Raw genomic sequence first — 22,381 nt, 5'->3', positions numbered from 1 at the left:
GATGCGATCGCGATCGTAGTTCTTGTCGGTTGGGTAGAGCGTAAGCGAAACCCAACAGGCTCTTAGGAGAGAAAATCGGGGCGGGTTTAGTCACATCTGGAGTGCGATCGCAACGATAAAGGTAAAACCCGCCCCTACATATATCTTTTCACTCTACTGGACTGACACAGCTAAAATTGTGGGATAGGTTTTACGGTTAAATCGGGCGCACGTCGGTGCGCCCCTACGGTTTCTTTGCCATAATTATAAATCATCTAATTATAGCATCCATCTGACGTATTAATGGGCTTGGTGACTGCTATAGCAGACATTGAGGTTTTGAAGATAATAGCAGGCAATGAAAATTCAAATCAAAAATCTTGGTGTTTTAAAGCAAGCTGAATTCACGCTTGGCGATTTGACAATCATTTGTGGTGGTAACAATACTGGCAAGACCTACGCCACTTATGCCCTGTTTGGCTTTTTGTATAGTTGGCGGCAGATATTTTCTATCGAGATAGAGTCCGATAAAATCGAACAATTACTGGCAGAAGGTGCAGCTCGTATTGATATAACCGAATATATTGAACAAGCTCAACAGATTGTTCTTCAAGGGTGTCAAGACTATACCCAGCAATTATCAAAGATTTTTGCTACATCAGCAGACCGATTCAAAGAAACCGAATTTTATGTGAATTTGGACACCAAACATATTCAGTTAAACAGTCGATTTGAGCGGAGAATGAGTACCGCGAGTTCAGATATTTTTTCAATGACTAAAAGCGAAGAAAGCACAGAACTTGTTATCACCCTTTTAGTTGAACAAGAAAAAGCAAAGATACCAGTAGATATTATTGAACGGATTATTGCTGATGCCCTTAAAGACATCATCTTTGCCCAACTTCTACCTAACCCTTTCATTGCCAGCGCTGAACGGACAGGTGCTGCCATTTTTCGCAAAGAGTTGAATTTCGCCCGTAACCGCTTACTTGAAGAAATGGGTCAGGCTGATCAGCAGATCAATCCCATAGAGCTTTTATTCAAAGATTATGAAGATTATGCACTGCCAATAAAAACCAATGTGGAGTTTACCCGAAAACTAGAAAGCCTTGTCAAAAAAAGCAGTTTTATTGTTGGTAACTATGCCGATGTATTGTCAGATTTTGCTGACATCATCGGCGGTGAATATTCCGTCAGCCGTAACGATGAGCTTTATTACCAGCCAAAGGGAAAACGAGTCAAACTTGCCATGGATGAAAGTTCCAGTGCTGTGCGTTCCCTTCTCGACATCGGCTTTTACCTGAACCACGAAGCCCAGCACGGTGATTTGCTCCTAGTAGACGAACCCGAACTAAACTTGCATCCCGAAAACCAGCGCCGCATTGCACGGCTCTTTGCTCGACTGGTTAACCTTGGCATTAAGGTTTTTATCACCACCCACAGCGATTATCTTATTAAAGAATTGAATACGCTGATCATGTTAAACCATGACAAACCACATCTTCAGCGTATTGCTAAAGAAGAAGGTTATCAGAAAGCGGAACTGCTCCGTGCTGAAAAGGTTAAAGTCTATATTGCAGAAGAAGCACGGATACAACTAGAGGGAAAGACGAGAAAATCTAAATACCAAACCCTTACGCCAGCCAATATCGATCCCGAATTTGGTATTGAAGCCCGCAGCTTCGATAAAACTATTGAAACAATGAACCGAATTCAGGAAGCGATTGTCTGGGGTGAGGAGTAATGTCTGATATTGCTATCCTCAAAGAGATGATTAAAGACACCGCGACAGTGCCATTAACGAAAAATAATTACGGCAAAAATCAAGTTATTCTCGAAGAAGCAACTGATTACTCTGTCACGGTTAATGGGATGCCCGATAATGATCAAGTTATTGTGATCAAAACAGATGCTTTTAGCGCACCGAATGCCATTTTTAAAGGCAATCGTGGTGAATGCAAGCGTGCAGATTTTGTCATCATTGCTGACACGGACACTAAAAAGCGCATCATCTTTATTGAACTTACAGCAGTTTTCAAGTTAGTAGACTACAGACGATCATTGCGCTGAAAAGCAAGCCGATACAATTTTGTATTCCATAAAAGTGAAAAGCGCTGTAAAGCGAAGAAAGACTCAGAGACAGAAATTATACAGCAACTGACTGGCGCACAGTGTTTTGTGGCGTATTGTCAGGAAATCGGTAGAAAGTTTTGGCAGCAAAAAAGTTTTCTTGACAATTATCAGTCTCGTTTCGTTAGTATCGGTCATATCAACGTTCCCAAGAGAAAAACACGCATCGAACGGTCAACTGGCAATTATGATAGTCCTGAGCGGATGTTAAAAATTGACTGGCCCGATTATATTGAATTCAATCACTTGGCTGGACGTAAATAAGCGCTGCATCATAATAGAGAATTGGTATCACTTCACACTAAACAGGGCTGGCTGAAGAAGTATTGTGGTGAAGGTAGGGAGTAAGCTGTCATGCATTTAAATTGGGTATTAGTAGCGAGCAAGATGCAAAGCCTGCGGCATGGCTTCGCTTAACGCACTACAAGGCTTTCGCCATTATTGACATTAAGGTTTAAATGCCGAACAACTTAGGAGGATCAAAGAGTGCGATCGCACTTTGCTAACTAAGCGATGGTAAGATTGACTGTGGCAGTAGCTGTGCCACCATTACCATCTAAGATGATATTGGTGAAATTATCGTACCGATGTGCGCCCGGAAAATTTAGCGAATCGGAATAAAATCCGCCTCACTCAAGAGGTTAGCATTCACTCCCTGGAGAATTGCTAACGTCTCCTGTTCAAAACCAATCAGCGTATTTTTTCCATCTTGAGTAATCGATAACTGACCAAAAGTGAGACCCTCGGCTAAGCCAATTAAATCCTCACCGTCTTGGAAATCAACAATTGTATCTGTACCTTCATTCATAGCAATGATAAAAGTATCGCTACCACCACCACCAGAGAAGTCATCCCCTGTGAGGGTATCATGACCGAGACCGCCGCGCAGGATGTCATCCCCATCATCCCCCCAGATTTGGTCATCGCCAGCTTCACCCAAGAGTTGGTCATTACCACCTTTGCCACCGATGCGGTCATTGCCCTCACCACCGAAAATGATATCATCGCCACCGATACTAACTTGGGGGGAGCGTTGGTTCAAGTCACCGCGTAAGACATCATCCCCGTCACCGCCGAAGATGGTATCATTTCCCAGGTTACCTGCAATCGTGTCATTCCCGTCAAATCCGTTAATGCGATCATTATCTGGCGTGCCAACTAAAGTATCGTTGTTGGGGGTGCCATCGATTCCTGAGAGGATACTGCCAAACACCACATAAGTTTCTCCTGCACTCCTGTTACCGTTGGGATCAGCACCGTCGGCACCGATAATCAAGTCATCAATTCCATCCCCATTGATATCTCCGGCTCCGCTGACCGAACCACCTGAGGAGTCATCCTGATCAGTGCCGTTGATGACAAAGCCATTGCTACCGTTGAGTTCAGACAAGTTGAGTGAAGCCTTGAAACCTTCATTGTTACCAAAGACCACATACGTTTCTCCTGCCATCTCGTTATCGTTGGGGTCAGCATTCGTAGCACCGATAATCAAGTCATCAACACCATCCCCATTGATATCTCCAGCTCCACTAACCGAACCACCTGAGCGGTCAAGCTGATCAATGCCGTTAAGGACAAAGCCATTGCTACCGTTGAGTTCAGACAGCTCCAGTGAAGCCTTAAAACCTTCACTGTTACCAAAGACCACATAAATTTCTCCTGCAAAAGAGTTACCGTTGGGATCAGCACCGTCGGCACCGATAATCAAGTCATCAATGCCATCCCCATTGATATCTCCGGCTCCGCTGACCGAAGCACCTGAGAAGTCAAGCAGATCAGTACCGTTAATGACAAAGCCATTGCTACCGTTGAGTTCAGACAAGTTGAGTGAAGCCTTGAAACCTTCGCTGTTACCAAAGACCACATACGTTTCTCCTGCACCCGATATACCGTTGGGATCAGCACCCGTGGCACCGATAGTCAAGTCATCAATGCCATCTCCATTGATATCTCCTGCTCCACTAACCGAACGACCTGAGAAGTCAAACTCATCAATGCCGTTGATGACAAAGCCATTGCTACCGTCGAGTTCAGACAGCTCCAGTGAAGCCTTGAAACCTTCGCTATTACCAAACACTACATAAGTTTCTCCGGCTAAAGAGTTAGTGTTGGGGTCAGCAAAATAGGCACCGATAATCAAGTCATCAATGTTATCTCCATTGATATCTCCTGCTCCACTGACCGAAGTACCCGATAAATCACCCGGATCAATGCCGTTAATGACAAAGCCATTGCTACCGTCGAGTTCAGACAGCTCCAGTGAAGCCTTGAAACCTTCGCTGTTACCAAAGACCACATAGGTTTCTCCTGCACTCAAGTTACCGTTGGGTTCAGCACCTAATGCCCCGATAATCAAGTCATCAATGCCATCTCCATTGATATCTCCGGCTCCACTGACCGAAAAACCTGAGAAGTCACCCGGATCAATGCCGTTGATGACAAAGCCATTGCTACCGTTGAGTTCAGACAGGTTGAGAGAAGCATTGAAACCTTCGCTTTGACCAAAAACCACATAAGTTTCTCCTGCAAAAGAGTTACCGTTGGGGTCAGCAAAATAGGCACCGATAATCAAGTCATCAATGCCATCCCCATTGATATCTCCTGCTCCACTGACCGAACGACCTGAACGGTCAAGCTGATCAATGCCGTTGATCACAAAGCCATTGCTACCATCCAATTCACTAAGATTTAAAGATGCCGTTGCCATAGTGTCTTTCGTTAATTTCGCGCTTCTATGGTTCTATTCGTCCCAGAAGCCACTGTTTTCTGCACAAGGGTGAGAAAATGGGGAATACTGTTAAGTTTTGTAACAAAAACGGGAGTTTGGCATAATCGTCTCACCATTGACCCGACTACTAGATCAAAGCAGATGATTTGATCAACCAGAGTTATAGGGATTCGAGTATCTTGATATTATGGTGGGTAATCAGTAACTCAATGAAGAACTCAGGCAGGTAGTCATCAAAGCACAACAGCATCCTGCTAATACGAAAATGCGGCAAATGAAAAGACGATTTATTGATGCTATTAATGAGACATTCAGCTCATTTGTTAAACCTAGCAATTGTTGCAATAAAAGACTGGGCAATGAAAATCTAGAACAACTTGTAGTATCAGACTTAAATCCTCTTGGCTCTTCTAGAGTGGTTATGATAAATTACCTGATAATAGTATTCAACAGGCTACATTCCATGAAACATAAGAAAATTGCATCTGTCATACTTTTAGCTTCCATCCTCATTGCCTATCCTACATCTGCTCAGAATAAAGAAACTTCTCGGCGGGAACTATACATTCTTTGCTCAAAATTTCCCCTCAATTCTCAATGTAAAGGACTGGAAATTCCCATTCCCTTAGATGAACGCAGTGGTGAAGAGGCTGGCTGTTCCTTACTTTCTGGCAATAGTAATCAAAGTGGGAAGTGTAAGGTAGTGGCAACAGAAGAAAGTTTGACTGTATACCTGGAGGATGAAGAAGGAGAACCCATTGAGTTTTTGGATAACCAACTTCCCAGTTTAGAGATTAAAATCTTTTTTGAGACTGTCTTTGCTCAGAATTACCAAATTTGGAATAAAGTTCACAGGTTAGAATTTGGCTACCTTGTGAAACCCGATTCTAATCAAGGCAATCGCACCAAATTCCTGACAATTCTCACCAATGAAAACATCCCAAATTCTCTAAACACTCAACTCAGTCTAACTCCTACATCCGCAGAACTCTTATCCCAGAGCCAAGTAAACACTCTCTCAAATTTCTCTTCTCCAGTACAGCGATTATTAGAAACTAAAGAATGTATACGGTGTGATCTACGCGGTGCTGACTTGGCTGGTGCTAATTTAAATGAGGCTAACTTGGAAGGTGCGAGTCTGCAAGGAGCCAATCTACAAGGTACCACACTTGTGAGAGCTTACCTGGTTGGCGCGAACCTCAGCCAAGCTAATCTCACTGAAGCGGTTCTCACAGGAAGTAATCTCACCTTAGCCTCGCTTACTGAGTCGAGCTTGGAAGGTGCAGACCTGAGTGCTGCGAATCTACAAGGTGCTAATCTACAACTGGCTAATCTCAAGGGAGCCAAATTGATTGCACCTACTTTGATACAAGATGCTGATCTAAGAAATACCAACTTGGAAGATGCCAACATTCAAGGTGCAAACTTGGAAAGAGCAAACCTAGAAGGAGCAAATCTGCAAGGAGCAAACCTCAGCGATATTTCAATTCGTTTGCAGGATATACCTGGTAATTACAGTTTTGGTGAATTTTTGCTTGATCTTGCAATTGGTTTTCCTATTAGCAACAGAGGTACAAAATTTTACACTAACCTACGTAATGTGAACCTGAGAAATGCGACCTTGACAGGGGTTAACTTGGAAGATGCATTACTAGACGGTGCAGATTTAAGCAATGCCAATCTCAGTGAGGCAAAATTGAATGATGTGGATTTATCAGGTGCAAACTTGTGTGGTGCAACTATGTCTGACGGTTCTACTTCCAATCTAGGCTGCTAGTATCTGTTTGTGCCATTATGCCAAAGTCCAAATTCGTTCAAGGGTGTACATTGTACACCCACTGATTGTCAGGTTATCTTTTTGCGCTTACGCATAAACCCAAAATCTTCAACAGCAGCTTTTTACCTTGATTATTCTTTGGGCAGTTAATTACTGGACTTTAGACTAAATTTTGGCATTTGAAGAAACTGAATTACAAGCAACGAAGGAAGGTTAATCGTGCAATCAGGAATGAAATGGATTAGTGTGTTCGCCCTCTCTTTAAGTATATGGGGATTAGGATGTGGGGTGGCAATAGCAGCCGAACCCAGTCTGGGGAGTTCTTTTAAAGAGTGGTGTCTGAACGGTGGGAGCTTGTCAGATGAAACGAGAAAAACAGTCTATATACTGTTAGAACAAGCAGGCACAAGTGATTGTTCTCAAGCTGATGCAACTCTGTTGAGTCGTACTGAGCTTCAGCTCTGGGACAACTCAATAACAGATATTAGTCCTTTGGCTGGATTTTCCAATCTGACTAAGCTTTACCTCGAGTCCAACTCAATAACAGATATTAGTCCTTTGGCTGGACTTTCCAATCTGACTGTACTTTCCCTCGAGTCCAACTCAATAACAGATGTTAGCCCCTTGGCTGAACTTTCCAATCTGACTAAGCTTTACCTTAACAACAACTCAATAACAGATGTTAGCCCTTTGGCTGGACTTTCTAATCTAACTAAGCTTTACCTTAACAACAACTCAATAACAGATATTGGTCCTTTGGCTGGACTCTCCAATCTGACTGTACTTTACCTCGACTCCAACTCAATAACAGATGTTAGCCCTTTGGCTGGACTTTCCAATCTGACTGTACTTAATCTTGGCAACAACTCAATCACAGATGTTAACCCTTTGGCTGAACTTTCCAATCTGACTAAGGTTTTCCTCACCAACAACTCAATAACAAATATTAGCCCTTTGGCTGAACTTTCCAATCTGACTGTACTTTACCTTTACTCCAACTCAATAACAGATATTAGCCCTTTAGCTGGACTTTCCAATCTGACTGTACTTAATCTTGACAACAACTCAATAACAGATATTAGCCCTTTGGCTGGACTCTCCAATCTGACTGAGCTTTCACTCGGGAACGCTGATTTTTTCATCATCGGTGAAAACTCAATAACAGATATTAGCCCTTTGGCTGGACTTTCCAATCTGACTGTACTTAATCTTGGCAGGAACTCAATAACAGATGTTAGCCCCTTGGCTGAACTTTCCAATCTGACCAAGCTTTCCCTCGGCTCCAACTCAATAACAGATATTAGCCCTTTGGCTGGACTCTCCAATCTGACTAAGCTTTACCTTGACTCCAACTCAATAACAGATGTTAGCCCTTTGGCTGGACTTTCCAATCTGACTGAACTTTTCCTGAGCAGCAACTCAATAACAGATGCCAGCCCTCTGGCACAACTTACAAATCTGAGGAGGCTTTTCCTTGGAGATAATCTCATCGCACAGCCAACTTGCCCAGTCAGTCCCCCAGGTGTTTGCTCTTTTTCCCCCAGGTGTTTGCTCTTTTCTGTAGAGGGATCTGAGACTTACTGTATCAAATTTCAGGATTTTTAGCAGAGTAACACAACGCTATTCACTTACTCCCTCAGTTATCCTTTCTAATAATTTTACCCCCTGGCATTAGACCATAAAAACACCCCTTCAGCCCAAAAAAGGAGTGATACAGAGGTGAGGAGCGATCGCGACTTTACCCAAAAATTGAAACACTGTCTGGTTGTGGGTTTGACGGGTTTTGGGAGTGCGATCGCCTAAAAGTACACTTTGCCTTTAAATAATTTATAGACTCTCAATATCAAAGAGAAATTAAAGATGAATTTTAAAAGACGAATTGAACATTGGTTTAATCAGAATTTTGATGTAGTGCAACGCCATCAATTTAACTGGGAGATTAGACCCAAGTCTGCTCAAGGTTGTGTTTCTAGCTGTTTACTATTTGGGCTGATTTTTTGTGCATTATTTTGGCTCACCATCAAATTTTATTCGATTGTGTTTTCGCTCGTAATGACTCGCTTAGGCATTGCCCCAAGGTTAGGAATCCCTTTAATCATTACGGTTTTTTTCGGATGCTTCATCAACCTGCCGCTCTATCTGGTATTACAATGTCAGGGTCGCAGATACTATAAATTCCTGCCAGTATTGATATCGCTTACACCCGGTTCTTACATCCGTTCTTACATCGGCTTAAATGTATCAGGCGGTTTGATTCCCATCGTTTTGGCGCTCTATCAATTTCATCGCACTCAACCTTTAGCTATTTTAATCGTGATGACAATTGTTGCACTGATTAGCTATTTTTTTGTCACTGTATTACCAGGAATAGGGATTTATTTGACTTTCTCAGGTTTTTGGATTGTAACACTCATAGCTGTTTTGGCATCAATGATATTCATAGCTGCTTTTACAGAAATGGGATTAGTGACAAGTGGTGTTGCTCGTCTTGATGTTCCAGTTGCTTTTGCTGGAGGTGTCTTAGGAACAACTATTGGGGGTGATCTACTGCATCTAAAAGATCTTCATGTTAATAGGGTAGCAAGTGTACTAAGTATTGGTGGTGCTGGGTTAGAGGATGGAATCGCCAAGTGTGGTATTTCTGCTTTAATTATTGCTGAATGGCTTCCGGTTGTCGGTGAATTGTTTTCCTTTAACTGAGGTTGTTCACTACCTCAGTGCTTGGGGAGGTAATGGTAATTTTCGCCCACCATTGCCTTTCTCCACAACGGATGCCCGACAAGGATTACAAAACTTCATACAGTGCCGTTTTCTTTTGTTCGACTACTTAGGGCTTGCTGCACAAGTGTGGAAGGTACACCAGGTAAGGACTTCAAGCCATTGAGTGCCCCAACAAGTGCAAGGTTTTTACCCCTTTACACGCCAATATCCTGGGATTTTCGCTGACCTTTGCGCCGAATTTTACCTCAACAGAGGCTTGAAACCATTGCCTATTCCCTATTCCCTATTCCCGATCCCCACCACAAGACTTATTCAGCAGACCCTACTTATAACCCTCATATCGTAATAAACGGGATAATCTGGAGGCGAGAGTGTATCAAAGCCAGGAAATGAAAAGGATTAGTGTTATCACCCTCTTCTTAAGTCTGTGGGGATGGGGATATGGAGTTGCTATAGCTGCCCAACCCAGTCTGGGGAGTTCTTTTAAAGAGTGGTGTCTCCAACGAGGCAGTTTATCAGCCTCTTTAAGAAAAACAGTTGAGGTACTGTTAGAAGAAGCAGGTACAAGTGATTGTTCTCAAGCCGATGAAATTCTGTCGAGTCTGAATTATCTTGTCCTTGGCTATAACCAAATAAAAGATGTAAGTCCTCTGTCTGGACTTACCAATCTGACTGTGCTTAACCTCTGGAACAACCAAATAACAGATATCAGTTCTCTTTCTGGACTTACCTCACTGACTGAGCTTTACCTCAACAATAACCAAATAACAGATATTAGTCCTCTGTCTGGGCTTACCAATTTGACTGTGCTTAACCTCAACAATAACCAAATAACAGATATCAGTCCTCTTTCTGGACTTACCTCACTGACTGGGCTTATCCTCGGTGGTAACCAAATAAAAGATGTAAGTCCTCTGTCTGGACTTACCAATCTGACTGTGCTTAACCTCAACAATAACCAAATAACAGATATCAGTCCTCTTTCTGGGCTTACCTCACTGACTGTGCTTATCCTCTACTCTAATCAAATAACAGATATCAGTTCTCTTTCTGGACTTACCTCACTGACTGTGCTTATCCTCAGTGATAACCAAATAACAGATATCAGTCCTCTGTCTGGACTTACCAATCTGGATGCGCTTTACCTCAACAATAACCAAATAACAGATATCAGTCCTCTGTCTGGACTTACCAATCTGGATGCGCTTTACCTCAACAATAACCAAATAACAGATATCAGTCCTCTGTCTGGACTTACCAATCTGGATGCGCTTTACCTCAACAATAACCAAATAACAGATATCAGTCCTCTGTCTGGACTTACCAATCTGGATGCGCTTTACCTCAACTCTAATCAAATAACAGATATCAGTCTTCTTTCTGGACTTACCAATCTGGATGCGCTTTACCTCAACTCTAATCAAATAACAGATATCAGCCCTCTGTTGGAACTTACCAATCTGAATTATCTTATCCTTGACAATAACCAAATAACAGATATCAGTCCTCTGTCTGGACTTACCAATCTGACTATACTTATCCTTGACAATAACCAAATAACAGATATCAGCCCTCTGTCGGGACTTACCAATCTAGGAGGGCTTATCCTCAACTCTAACCAAATAACAGATGTTAGTCCTCTGTCTGGACTTACCAATCTGACTGTGCTTAACCTCAACTCTAACCAAATAACAGATGTTAGTCCTCTGTCTGGACTTACCAATCTGAGGAGGCTTCACCTTAAAGACAATCCTATACCACAGCCAATTTGCCCAATCAGTCCCACAGGTTTTTGCGAGTTATGACCATAAGATTTCATTTCCTATTACGATAAAGTTTATTTAGCACGGATGGGTAGTCCAGTATAAGGTGACTTTGACGTCGGGACATTAGCCGGAACCCAAGCACTGGTTGTGCAATTAGGCGGTGAAGTCAATCTTCTTCAAAAAAAGAACCAGAGGTTGGATAAATCATTCTCTGAGGCACTGTCTATGTCTGAGGTATTGTCTCTGAAATTGGACTCCGTATTTATTACCTCAGTGGATATCCCACTTTGATTACCTAAGATAGGGACTTCCCCGGCTGTTTGAATGGGCAAATCCAACCAATCACTCAACTCAACGGCTAGCCAGTCTAGCTCCACTGGAGTCAATTGGCGTATTCCCCCAATCAACGAACCTTTTTCTAGTGCATAACATTGATTCCCTACCCAGATATTCAGTCCACTATACAGAAGTTTTGGCTTACTGGTCTTTTGCATGGTGTCGAAGTATTCTTTGTAGGTGACGCGCTCAAGTTTGATGATATCTTTGGTTGGTGATGAATATCTTTTTTTAATACCTAACCAGTTCCTAGTTAAGTAAATCTCTCTTGGCTCAATGGACAACTGAATCTCTTCAAATATTTTGCCAATAATCTTTATCCATATTGACGAAACTATCCACAGCGTAAATGGTGCAACCAATAATAAAGTTTCAAGTTTCCAAAAGCCTAACAGTAAGAGAAGACACCAGAAGCTCGTTTGCTTCAACCCAGAAAAAATAACTTGGAGTTTCTGTTTAAGGGGAAGCGGAGGAATAACAATTTGTAGTTGGTCATCCGTTTTAGTTAGAACAACTCGGCTACCCCTAGGCTTTACGTGAACCTTTGCTAAGGACTGTAGTGTCAGTTGCTCCTTTTGTAAAGCATCCAAGGCTGACCGAGCATTCTTGAATCGCTGACTAAGATCGGGTTGAATTAGTAATTTAAGCCAGGTTTGGAACGGCTTACTGGCGAGTCGTTCCCCCTCAAACCGAATACAACCGTTGCGGCTGGGTAAATCAGCGGGATGGGTTCTAGTTAGCAAGTCAATTAATGTAGCACCCAAGCTATACAAATCTGAGGCAGGAATTGTCTTGCCACCAAACTGCTCAGGTGGCATATAACCATAGGTACCGACGACTGTAATCGTGCCACCATCTGCTACCGTTTGCACTGAGCCAAAATCAACGAGATAGATTTGACCAAGACTATTCCCACTACGATCGCCCAACAGAATATTGCTTGGCTTAATATCCCGATGAATAACAGGTGGTTGGTGGGTGTGGAGGTAATCCAAAATTTTTAATAATTCCTGGGCAATTGCCCTGAGATCTGCTTCACTGAAGTGACGCCCAACTTGCATCCAGTCCTGGAGCGATCGCGCCTCAATGTAACTCTGCACTAGGGCGAACCCTTTGCCTAACTGGGTATCAACCTCAAAGGAGTCAAGATACTGAGGAATTAATGGATGATCAAGAGCCTTGAGAGTTTTTGCCTCTCGTTCAAACAGTTTCAGATCCTCCCAAGTAAAATCCGGATCAAGCAAAAGTAATTTGATCACAACGGGCGAATGGGTTTGTAAATCACTCGCCAAAAACGTCCTCCGCCCTCTTTGGCGACCGAGCATGGATTGAATACGGTAGCGATCATTCAAGAGTTGATTAATCATGTCTTATACCCCACATTCCTTTAAACGCTAACTGTAACCGCTTGAGGGTTTGTTGCAACACCTGCGAATGTACTTGCTTGAGTTCAGGGATGTCTTTTTTGGCTTGAGTCAGGTTTTTGCACTGGCTAGCATAGGTGGGTGCTGATTTATCGGCTGGTATGATGTACTCATATTGAAGCGAACAAGCGTTAACTTGGCGTGGCACTTTAGTTTAACCGCCACCGCCACCTCCACCTCCGCCACCGCCACCGCCACCTCCGCCACCACCGCCGCCACCACCACCACCACCACCACCACCGCCACCGCCACCATCACCGCCATCCCCACCACCCCAAGAGATAGCCTTTTTAGATGTGCGATGATAAAAACAGTTTGGACAATAGTAATAGTAAGTCACTCGCCCTCTACCCCTAAAATAGGACAAATAGGACGTTGACCGAGTTTTGCTCATCGTTAGCTTTCTACAACGCGGACATAGGTGGGCAAGAACTTTTCTGATAGCCAGACCAATGAATGGCAAACTCCAGAGCATATAGACGAAAAATTGTTTAAATTGCTGCCATTGAGGTTGAGGAAGATTCAAAACCGATGAGGGAAAGATAATTTGCACTTCGAGTTCATGTCCAGGTAGTAATAATTGACTGGCAACAAATTCAAAGGTTTTACCATTAAGACTTCGACGAGTAGCGGGAATTCCATAGGCTGTATAACTGAGGACTTTACCTGAGAGGACTTCGGGTAAGTGAACGCTAACTGTACCTGATAGAACAGGTACTTGGCGCTCCGCAAAAATGGCTTTCCAGTAAACCTGGGTTTTGTCACCATTGACTTGTATCCCGCCGATGACGCGATACTTGAGTACAAAAACATGAGATTCAGGTGGATTCAGAGGATGCTGCCAGCGAATCCAAAGTTGATTGTTTTCAATTCCTGTCGTCGTTGCTAAAGGTTGCCCGTTCTCGGTAACCGTAACATCGGTAATTTCATCCACCTTGTTCAGAGGAATGTAGCGATATCGTTCGTTGGTGTAATCATCGGTAAAAACATAATGCTGTGTTTCTGTTACCCACATATCACCATTGGGTTGAACATCCATTTCTACATTGATGGAATCCCAGTAGAAGGGAATGTCTGATGCAGTTGAATGGGTGATTGGAATTAGAATCGTCACGAAAACTGCCATGATTACAATGGCGATTCGGTGAAGTTGTCGAGAATTAAACATAATCCGATTTGACCTGCTTAAAATCTTGTCTTTCAAGTTATTCTGAGTCACTGAGACGCTACATTTCCTTGTAACTGATTAATTGATCTCAAGCAGGGAATAACAGAGCAGAGTAATCACCAATGTGCCGAAAAAATTCAACACCAAACCCTCACGTACCATGCGACTGATAGGGAACTTTCCTGTACTGTAGACAATCGCATTGGGAGCTGTAGCGACTGGCAGCATAAAAGCACAACTAGCACTAATCGTGGCAGGAATCATCAGCAGGGTTGGCTCTAATTTTGCAGCCAATGCCGCTGCACCCAAAATTGGCATCAGCAGGGTGGTTGTTGCTGTATTGCTAGTGACTTCAGTCAGAAAGGTGACAACTAGGCAAATAAGTGCCAGTGTTAACAGCATCGGCAAAACTGACAGATTCGATAGCAATTGTCCCAAAGACTCGCTTAAACCTGAAGCCGAGAAGGCATTGGCAATGGCAATCCCGCCGCTAAAGAGAATGAGTAAACCCCAGGGTATGCGCTCCGCTGTTTCCCAGTCGAGTAGTTTACCCCCTTGACCATCAGGTAGGATGAACATAACCACAACCATGAACAGTGCCACCGTACTGTCCCCCACTTCTGGCGTACCCAACAGCCGACTCCAGCCACCAAAGGGTTCAATGCGCGTACTCCAGGCTAGAGCCGTGATCACAAAGATAATCAGTACCCGTTTTTCGGCAGCGCTCCAAGGATTGAGTGTGGGGAGTTCCAGCGTTGATTTACCCCGCAAATGCCGCGTCAGCCACAGCCAAGTTAAAGGCACCATTAACACGACGACAGGTACACCCAATTTCATCCAGTCTAGAAAACTGAAAACCTTGCCGGTAATTTCTTCGTACTGGGCAAGAAAAATGACATTAGGCGGCGTACCGATAGGAGTACCAATCCCGCCAACACTTGCTCCATAGGCGATTCCCAGGAGTAACGGCACTTCCAGCCGTCGATTGGCACACTGCTCTAGTACCGCTACGGCTATTGGTAGCAGCATCAGTGTTGTGGCGGTGTTCGATACCCACATACTCAGTAGGGCTGAAGCCAGCATGAATCCTAGCACGAGAGTTTTGCCCCCATCCCTGCCCACTAGACGCACCATCCCAATAGCTAGACGACGATGGACTCCGCTTTTCTCAATCGCCGTCGAAAGCATAAATCCGCCGAGTAGTAACATGATCAGGTGATGACCATAGGCAGTGGCTACCTGTTTGTCGCTCAGCACACCAGCGCCGGGAAACACCGCAAACGGGATTAGCGACGTAGCCGGAATCGGGATTGGCTCGAAGCACCACCAGACGGCACAGAGTACGGTTACGGCTGCAGTCCAGCACTCATCCAGGGATTGATTCACCAGCCGCAGCCAGACAAACACAATCGTTGCTAGAACTGGACCACCAATTAACGCCAACCTCTGATAATTCGCTTTCATAGTCAAGATTGAATTTCGCGCTTGTATTTTTCTATTCGTCCCAGAAGCCGCTTTTTTCTGCACAAGGGTGAGACAATGGGGAGTAAATCGGGAATAGTGTTAAGTTTTGTAACAAAAACTGGAGTTTGGCATAATCGTCTCACCATTGACCCGACTACTAGATCAAAGCAGATGATTTGATCAACCCGAGTTAAAGGAATTCGAGTGTCTTGATATTATGGTGGGTAATCAGCAACTCAATAAAGAACTCAGGCAGCTAGCCATCAAAGCACAGCAGCATCCTGCAAATACGAAGATGCGGCAAATAGCGTTAACCCGGTTAGTCAATGCCATTCAGCGTTCCGGTCAACTTTGTCGTCCCTATTCGGGTCAGTTTCCTGGCTTGTATGAGGACATTTATAGTTCCGCCTGCAATCGCACGTTTCTTTATATCTGTCAAAATATTGATGGGTATGATCCGAATCGAGGAGAGGTAATAGCATGGGTTAATTTCATCATGAAAAGACGATTTATTGACGCGATTAATGAGATATTCAGCTCCTTTGTTAAACAAAGCCATTGTTCGACTAAAAGACTGTGGACTGAAAACCTAGAACAGCTTGTAGAATCAGAATTAAATCCTCTTTTATCCTCGGAGATCATATTCTGGATCAAAGAAGATCCAGACGGTCTTTTTCAAACCACACACATCTCGAATCATACCGAGGTAAATTTTCAATATTTAGTGATCAAGAGAATTGAAGGATATTCATGGCGAGAATTATCCGAGCATTTAAAAATCCCACTGTCAACTCTCAGTCGATTCTACGACCGTTGCTTGACTCGGTTTTCTTCCCATTTGCGAGAATATTTGTATTAATTATATTAGTTAAAGACATTAATCATGAATGAAATAGTGCCAAAAGAAACATTTAGTGTAGCGTTAACTAAATCAGTACATTATCTAGCGAACCAGTCGGCAAAACAGCAGTCTAATCCCGAAATAGCGCAACAAGTTTATTTCAATACTTTGACCGTACATACTGTCAATTTTTACTGTCAGTGTATGGGTATTGAGACAAATTTACTAGAAAGGTGTAGCCAAGATTTAGTGGCATCAACTTCTCCAGAGGTTGCCGATTTATCACTCAAAAATATAGGGACGCTAAAGTGCATTCCGGTCGGCTCAGAGTCCCAAGTGGTTAAGATTCCTGCTGAAGTTAGGGAAAACCAGATTGGCTATTTAGTTGTGCAGTTCAACGAATCCCTTACCGAAGGAACACTACTGGGATTTGCCAAAACGGTGAAAACATCAGAGTTACCGTTCATTCAGTTAGGTTCGCTGGAAGATTTTCTGGAGGAGATAGAAACCCTGACGACACTAATCAACTTGAGTCAGTGGTTTGAGAATATCTTTGAAAAAGGTTGGCAAAATTTTACCGAAGCGTTTAAACCTTCAGCACCGCAACCCGCATGGCGTTTTATGCCAAATCCAAGTCAAGTCACTCCTGTTTCCCACAAAAATAAGCAAGGAAGAGACTCAGAGAGTTTTCCAAGTCGATTGGGGATGAAAAAGCCTAGAGTGACAGGGGTTAAACCCATAAACTTAGGCACAAACCAGACGGATTACGCCCTAGACTTAGTTGTCAGTTTAACCGAAGCCGTTGAGCAAAAAATTGATATCGAAGTGCAAATTCATCCCCGCGATCGCGAAACTCTCCCCCTGGGTCTAACCTTGAGCATAATTGATGAAGCCGGACAAGTGTTTTCCGAACGTTCAGCCAGGATCAATTCGACTATACTCACCAAACGATTTCGCGGTAAACTCAAAGAACAGTTTACGCTAAAATTATCGTTGGCAGAAGCCAGCTTCACCGAAAACTTTGCGGTCTAACGGCGTTGAGAGTGAAAGGAGTCGGTAATGAGTCGAGTGGTATGTTTAACCCTTGATGGTGATGTTGACAGGGGAATTCGAGTCATCCTGGAATGGGGGGAGAAAGGTTACTCTTACCAAGGGAGAATTAGCGGACGTTTACCGGCTAACCCTGAGATTACCCAACTCTATCAACATTGGCAGACCAATTATCGCCAACTTGAGGAAATTTACCGCAGTCCCCGCTTAGAAGAACTCCCTGATTACAATACCTCTAGAGAGGACTGTCAACAAGTCGCGGATCAGTTGAAAGAGAAGATCAACCAATGGCTCAACGCGACATCCAATGAATTTCATCGCATCCGGGAGAATTTAGCCGTTCAGTTAAATAACTATAAAGACAATGACATTCGAGTCTTGATTCAGACTGACAACCCTCAGCTTCAGCAATTACCTTGGCATCTCTGGGATTTTTGGGAACGTCACGGTTCGGTTGAAATTATCTTAAGTACGTTTGAGTATCAGGCAATTCGACAAAAACAACTAAAAAACCAAATCAGACTCTTAGCTATTTTCGGCAAAAATGATGGAATCGATATCATCTTTGACGAACAAGTTTTAAAGAAAACACCGGGGATAGATTCCTGCTTGCTTCAGAAACCGACACGAGATCAGTTAGAAAATAGGCTTCACGATGAACAAGGGTGGGATATCTTCTTCTTTGCGGGTCATAGTTCTACCGAAGGGGATGGTAGCACAGGTAGACTTTATCTGAATGAAACGGAAAGTCTGACCGTTGATGAGTTACAAAACGCTCTATCAACTGCCATAAAAAAACGTTTGAGTTTAGCTATTTTTAATAGCTGTGACGGATTGGGGTTAGCTAAGGTGTTAGCTGACTTAAAGATTCCCCAAGTCATTGTGATGAGAGAACCCGTACCCGATGAAGTCGCCCATAAATTCCTGACCTTTTTTATCGAGAACTTTTCCCAGGGTGTCTCCCTTCAGAATGCAGTTAGTATCGCCAGAAAAAGACTGGAATCGATAGAGGATCGACTGCCTTACGCGACCTGGTTACCTGTGATGTATCAACATCCAACTGCCGCTTCTTTTACCTGGACTCCACCAAGGAATAAGTGGCAAAGGCTTGGTTTAAGATTTGGCTTGGGATTAGCCGTCGTTTTATCTACACTGATGAGCTTTGATAAACTTGCCATAGAACCGGGGAAAACTTGTCCTCCCCATCAGGGGGACTCGATAAGTTGTGGAGAAGAAATTCTGCTGCAACGTTTACCCCCACGGTTAAAGGAAAGGGGGGTCAAATTATTAGCGGAATCGAAGTATACAGAAGCGATTGAGTTGCTTGAGAAATCATGGCAGAAAGAGAACAGAGACCCGGAAACATTAATTTACTTAAACAATGCGCTGCTGCAAGCCCAAGGCGCAAAATTCTACACCATTGCTGCTGTCGTTCCCGTGATTCAAAGGCAGAATGAATCTACATCCGTAACCGATTCAGAATTAGCTCAAGAAATTTTGAGGGGCGTTGCCCAATTACAAACGGAAGTCAACTTGGGTCTCTTTGAGGGTAAGGAAAAACTCGTTGAGAACTTTCCCGGCTATAAGTTTCTGCCCAAGCAAGCGATTAAGAATCAGATAGGTCTGAGAGTTGTCATAACTGATGATAGTAATGATACAGAAGCCGCCAAGCAAAGGGCAGAGGCACTGGTGAAACAGCAAGAGATTCTGGGTGTTGTCGGACACTACACTAGCGAGTCAACGGTAGCCGCGATTGATGTTTACCAAGAAAACAAATTGGTCGTGATATCTCCGGGTACGACTACTGAAGAACTGACAGAAGAGCCGAAAGATGTTTTTTTCGGACTGTTCATAGTAATCGAGTGGAGGCAAAGTATTTAGCCGATTACCTACGTAACGAAGCGGGTCAAAAACAAGCGGTTGTCTTTTACAATCCCAATAGCCCCTTCACCAGCTCGCTGCGACAGGAGTTTGAAACTCGGTTCAAAGAAAAGGGCGGAACAGTTGTTAACGTAAAAGAGTTTAATTTGTCGAAGAAGAATTTCAATGTCGAAAAAGCTATTACTGAAGTCAACCAACAAGCTGGGGAAACAGCCTTGGTTTTACTTCCAGATGGTCAAGTGACGGATTCTCTTTTCCATGCCATTGATTTGGTCAAGGTTAATAATGGTGATAATTGGATAGTAGGAAGCTGGTCTCTCTACGGTCCGAAGAGTCTCGCCATTGCCGATTTAAAACCCTTTGACAAGTTCGTTTTATTTTCGCCTTGGCTGGGCTTGAGTAGTCCCAATCAAGAATTCATTCAAAACGCTCGTGACTTGTGGGGAGGAGAGGTTAGTGCGAGAACGGCTCTCACCTATGATGCGGCTCGTGCCCACAGGCAAGCTTTAGCCATGCAAGATAAACCTACACGCATAGGCATGAAAGAAACATTAATGGCTTCTAACTTTAGTGCAGAAGGAGCAACCGGAACCATTAAGTTTGAACCGAATGGTAATCGCTGGAATCCGCCAGGATTATTAGTACAGGTTGTACCCTGTAGTAACCGACATTACGGTTTAGCATTTGTTCCGATTGAGTCTCCCTATTGTCGGTAACCCGATTAGTTAGAGCGCCTCTAAAATAACCAATCAGTAGAGACGTTCCACCGGAACGTCTGAGATCAGGGAAATTCCGTTGTCGTCAATCCCGCCTTAAATCTCCCCGATCATCACTGGGATCATTGGGCATTTGCGGGGTTACAGCTGGATTGTCTACGGTTTCCTCAGCATCGCGATCGGCAATATAACCGGGTTTCATTGCTAAATCCTTTGGGTCAACCGTTGGAGTTTGCTCTAGAGCCTTTTCCTGTTCCGGTGATGTGTTATTTGGGTCTGAACTCATTACAGCCTAATCGTTTCAACAGCTTTACCTTAACCCCTTCATCGGCAAAGCTGTACTATCGCAAGGCAGAAATTCTACCTTCTTGCACTAAATAGTGGTGAGTGGGTGACACAGAGATTTTTTTGGGTAAGTAGGGCTTACTTTTCGTCGGGATCTGGAAAACCTCTCTCCAAACCTCTCTCCTGCTCTTGAGAAGGCTTTGATACCAAGTTGCAGTCTAAGGTAGAATCTGTCATGGTTCGCGAAGGAACGTAGTGGCGTGGCACACCTTATTTGGTGGATTAGAATTGTAGGGGCGCACCGACGTGCGCCCAATTTAACCGTAAATCTATCCCACAATTTTAGCTGTGTCAGTCCAGTAGATTGGCAACAGAGCCATTATCTTGAATGATTAGGGCTAAATCTGTCACAATAGATTAGGTAAACGTTTCCATCAATCCCGTTATGTCCCAAACACACATCAGATTTGATTGGGCGATTAAAAAATTACTGAGAAACAAAGCTAATTATGGTGTTTTGGCAGGGTTCTTGAGTGAGTTATTGGGGAAACCCATCCAGATCCAATCAATCCTCGAAGGTGAAAGCAATCAACAAGCCGAGGATGACAAGCTAAATCGAGTCGATATTCTGGCTGAAAATGACCAGGGGGAATTGATTCTCATTGAAGTGCAAAACAATACAGAGCAAGATTATTTCCATCGGATGCTCTATGGCACAGCGAGATTAATTACTGACTTCCTGGAAAAAGGGCAGCCTTATGGGAAGGTCAAAAAAGTTTATTCAGTGAATGTCGTCTACTTTTCTCTGGGACAGGGTGATGATTATATTTACAAAGGGACATTAGATTTTCGGGGTCTTCACTTAGAAGACAGGTTGGGTCTATCAATAAACCAGCAGAAGCTGTTTAATATCCAAGATGTCTATGAGATTTTTCCCGAATATTATGTGATTAAAGTCAACAACTTTAACGACGTAGCTAAGACGACCTTAGACGAATGGATCTATTTCTTGAAAAAGAGCCAAATCAAAGAGGAGTTTACAGCCCAAGGTTTAGCGGAAGCGAAGGAAAATTTACTCGTCGATAGCTTGAGCGAAGAAGAAAGAGCGAACTACCTGAGATTTATGGAGAATCGGCGTTATGAAGTCAGTCTAATCGAAGGTTCGCGCTCAGAGGGAAGATTAGAGGGAATTGAGGAGGGTATAGAGCAAGGCAAACAGCAAGAAAAGATTAACATAGCCAGAATATTAAAACAAAAAGGAACTGATATTGACACAATCACAGAAGCAACAGGATTTACTAGAAAAGAGATTGAGGAACTGTAAGGGGACTTACTTATAGTAGGGACACGACATGTCGTGTCCCTACAGCGCATTTTCATTAGATGAATGCCTAACGCGCTGCTTTAGCTCTAGATGTCTCCTGCGGCATACTCTCCAGACTGAGGGGCACCATATCGCCGTTAAACGTCAGTCCTAATAACATGGGTTCCTGGGGTTGAATAAACTTGCCCGTGAGTACACACCGTTCTTCTTGCTGCGCGGTAGCCCGAATGCTGGCTCTGATATCGTAGACGGAAAAGTTGGGTCGATAATCGCCTGACTTATGCTGGACATAGTTCCAGAGGATATCTCGAATCAGGGCTTGATAGCCTTGGTTGCCTGACAGATCTTTGAGCTTCTCCTTTAACTCTCTCTCCAAGCGGATGCTGGTGACTTCCATGTCAGTGGTTGAAGTCCTAGGCGCAGTACGTATCATGTTTTTTTCCTCAACAATGTGGACAGGTTCGTAATACAAGTGTAGTATTTAAAAAGCAGTATTGAAACAAATTACCTCCTGTGAGCCTTCATCTATCCTTCTCCACCCCTTGCCCTGATACCAGTCGCCTCGGCGATTGGCGCTCAGCGGGTTTGTCGGTGGAGTTTTTTATTGGGGATGGATATCGCTGGATAGAACAGGGTACAGCCCAAATCGGAACCCTCTTTAATTCTGAGGCTGAGCATTTAACAACCATCAATCCAAAACCGGATTACAACAGCGGGAGGTACAGGCGCATCCAAGCCGTACCGATATAGGACAAGAAAACCATACCGTTTTTCAAATCCCCCGCTCTGAC

Annotated in this window: 19 protein-coding genes and 1 pseudogene; 13 read left to right on the top strand and 7 right to left on the bottom strand. The window is 43.6% G+C overall.

The window, feature by feature from the left end; translation table 11 throughout:
* Positions 1-337 precede the first annotated feature (337 nt).
* The 3 genes from MC7420_RS29715 to MC7420_RS41980 all read left to right on the top strand — a co-directional run bounded on the left by MC7420_RS29715 (position 338) and on the right by MC7420_RS41980 (position 2,373).
* Entirely contained in the window at positions 338-1,723 is a 1,386-nt protein-coding gene (locus MC7420_RS29715) for an AAA family ATPase (protein WP_044210502.1), read from the top strand.
* Complete coding sequence (locus MC7420_RS41985; RefSeq protein ID WP_006105306.1) at positions 1,723-2,049, top strand: hypothetical protein; 327 nt, start codon at positions 1,723-1,725, stop codon at positions 2,047-2,049. Before MC7420_RS29715 ends, MC7420_RS41985 begins: the two co-directional genes overlap by 1 nt.
* Positions 2,050-2,157: 108 nt before the next feature.
* Complete coding sequence (locus MC7420_RS41980) at positions 2,158-2,373, top strand: hypothetical protein (protein ID WP_006105366.1); 216 nt, start codon at positions 2,158-2,160, stop codon at positions 2,371-2,373.
* A gap of 340 nt (positions 2,374-2,713) precedes the next feature.
* On the opposite strand, the gene MC7420_RS29705 is transcribed toward MC7420_RS41980, so the two are convergent.
* Positions 2,714-4,816 (bottom strand): FG-GAP repeat protein, encoded by a 2,103-nt coding sequence (locus MC7420_RS29705; protein ID WP_006105278.1) that lies wholly within the window; start codon positions 4,814-4,816, stop codon positions 2,714-2,716.
* A 484-nt stretch (positions 4,817-5,300) separates the two neighbouring features.
* Between MC7420_RS29705 and MC7420_RS35845 the strand changes: the two genes are divergently transcribed.
* The 4 genes from MC7420_RS35845 to MC7420_RS29685 all read left to right on the top strand — a co-directional run bounded on the left by MC7420_RS35845 (position 5,301) and on the right by MC7420_RS29685 (position 11,140).
* On the top strand, positions 5,301-6,614 hold the full coding sequence (locus tag MC7420_RS35845; RefSeq protein WP_006105247.1) for a pentapeptide repeat-containing protein: 1,314 nt from the start codon (positions 5,301-5,303) through the stop codon (positions 6,612-6,614).
* A 231-nt stretch (positions 6,615-6,845) separates the two neighbouring features.
* Positions 6,846-8,219, top strand: a complete 1,374-nt coding sequence (locus MC7420_RS43575; RefSeq protein ID WP_044210499.1) for a leucine-rich repeat domain-containing protein — start codon at positions 6,846-6,848, stop codon at positions 8,217-8,219.
* Between the two features lie 255 nt (positions 8,220-8,474).
* The gene (locus MC7420_RS29690) at positions 8,475-9,314 is read left to right on the top strand and encodes a DUF1614 domain-containing protein (RefSeq protein ID WP_052307571.1); all 840 of its coding nucleotides are present in this window, start codon (positions 8,475-8,477) and stop codon (positions 9,312-9,314) included.
* A 410-nt stretch (positions 9,315-9,724) separates the two neighbouring features.
* Positions 9,725-11,140 (top strand): leucine-rich repeat domain-containing protein, encoded by a 1,416-nt coding sequence (locus MC7420_RS29685; RefSeq protein ID WP_044210497.1) that lies wholly within the window; start codon positions 9,725-9,727, stop codon positions 11,138-11,140.
* A gap of 137 nt (positions 11,141-11,277) precedes the next feature.
* On the opposite strand, the gene MC7420_RS29680 is transcribed toward MC7420_RS29685, so the two are convergent.
* The 4 genes and pseudogenes from MC7420_RS29680 to MC7420_RS29665 all read right to left on the bottom strand — a co-directional run bounded on the left by MC7420_RS29680 (position 11,278) and on the right by MC7420_RS29665 (position 15,493).
* A complete protein-coding gene (locus tag MC7420_RS29680; RefSeq protein WP_063712035.1) occupies positions 11,278-12,804 on the bottom strand; it encodes a serine/threonine protein kinase in 1,527 nt (508 codons plus the stop codon).
* Between the two features lie 10 nt (positions 12,805-12,814).
* Positions 12,815-13,000 (bottom strand): annotated as a pseudogene (locus MC7420_RS29675) (RNA-guided endonuclease InsQ/TnpB family protein); the annotation flags it as partial.
* A 15-nt stretch (positions 13,001-13,015) separates the two neighbouring features.
* Positions 13,016-14,029, bottom strand: coding sequence for a DUF2207 domain-containing protein (locus MC7420_RS29670; protein WP_006105351.1), 1,014 nt, complete (start codon positions 14,027-14,029; stop codon positions 13,016-13,018).
* Between the two features lie 78 nt (positions 14,030-14,107).
* On the bottom strand, positions 14,108-15,493 hold the full coding sequence (locus MC7420_RS29665; protein WP_006105344.1) for an SLC13 family permease: 1,386 nt from the start codon (positions 15,491-15,493) through the stop codon (positions 14,108-14,110).
* Positions 15,494-15,710: 217 nt separating this feature from the next.
* On the opposite strand from MC7420_RS29665, the gene MC7420_RS29660 reads away from it, so the two are divergent.
* The 4 genes from MC7420_RS29660 to MC7420_RS35830 are packed head-to-tail and all read left to right on the top strand — an operon-like array spanning position 15,711 to position 19,981.
* Positions 15,711-16,352, top strand: a complete 642-nt coding sequence (locus MC7420_RS29660) for a sigma-70 family RNA polymerase sigma factor (RefSeq protein WP_006105345.1) — start codon at positions 15,711-15,713, stop codon at positions 16,350-16,352.
* A gap of 24 nt (positions 16,353-16,376) precedes the next feature.
* The gene (locus MC7420_RS35840; protein ID WP_006105331.1) at positions 16,377-17,366 is read left to right on the top strand and encodes a DUF1822 family protein; all 990 of its coding nucleotides are present in this window, start codon (positions 16,377-16,379) and stop codon (positions 17,364-17,366) included.
* A gap of 27 nt (positions 17,367-17,393) precedes the next feature.
* Positions 17,394-19,265 (top strand): ABC transporter substrate-binding protein, encoded by a 1,872-nt coding sequence (locus MC7420_RS35835; protein ID WP_052307570.1) that lies wholly within the window; start codon positions 17,394-17,396, stop codon positions 19,263-19,265.
* Entirely contained in the window at positions 19,247-19,981 is a 735-nt protein-coding gene (locus MC7420_RS35830) for an ABC transporter substrate-binding protein (RefSeq protein WP_006105236.1), read from the top strand. Before MC7420_RS35835 ends, MC7420_RS35830 begins: the two co-directional genes overlap by 19 nt.
* A gap of 85 nt (positions 19,982-20,066) precedes the next feature.
* Here MC7420_RS35830 and MC7420_RS29640 read toward each other — a convergent pair whose 3' ends face one another.
* Entirely contained in the window at positions 20,067-20,267 is a 201-nt protein-coding gene (locus MC7420_RS29640; protein WP_006105281.1) for a hypothetical protein, read from the bottom strand.
* Between the two features lie 444 nt (positions 20,268-20,711).
* On the opposite strand from MC7420_RS29640, the gene MC7420_RS29635 reads away from it, so the two are divergent.
* Entirely contained in the window at positions 20,712-21,590 is an 879-nt protein-coding gene (locus MC7420_RS29635) for an Rpn family recombination-promoting nuclease/putative transposase (RefSeq protein ID WP_006105199.1), read from the top strand.
* Between the two features lie 67 nt (positions 21,591-21,657).
* Here MC7420_RS29635 and MC7420_RS29630 read toward each other — a convergent pair whose 3' ends face one another.
* Complete coding sequence (locus tag MC7420_RS29630; protein WP_044210550.1) at positions 21,658-22,020, bottom strand: hypothetical protein; 363 nt, start codon at positions 22,018-22,020, stop codon at positions 21,658-21,660.
* A gap of 83 nt (positions 22,021-22,103) precedes the next feature.
* On the opposite strand from MC7420_RS29630, the gene MC7420_RS40670 reads away from it, so the two are divergent.
* Positions 22,104-22,340, top strand: a complete 237-nt coding sequence (locus MC7420_RS40670; protein ID WP_157453381.1) for a hypothetical protein — start codon at positions 22,104-22,106, stop codon at positions 22,338-22,340.
* Positions 22,341-22,381: the final 41 nt, after the last annotated feature.

The sequence above is a fragment of the Coleofasciculus chthonoplastes PCC 7420 genome, assembly GCF_000155555.1.
Classification (GTDB): Bacteria; Cyanobacteriota; Cyanobacteriia; order Cyanobacteriales; family Coleofasciculaceae; genus Coleofasciculus; species Coleofasciculus chthonoplastes_A.
The sequence above is the reverse complement of the archived record's forward strand: the minus strand, read 5'-3'. Positions and strand labels throughout refer to the sequence as shown.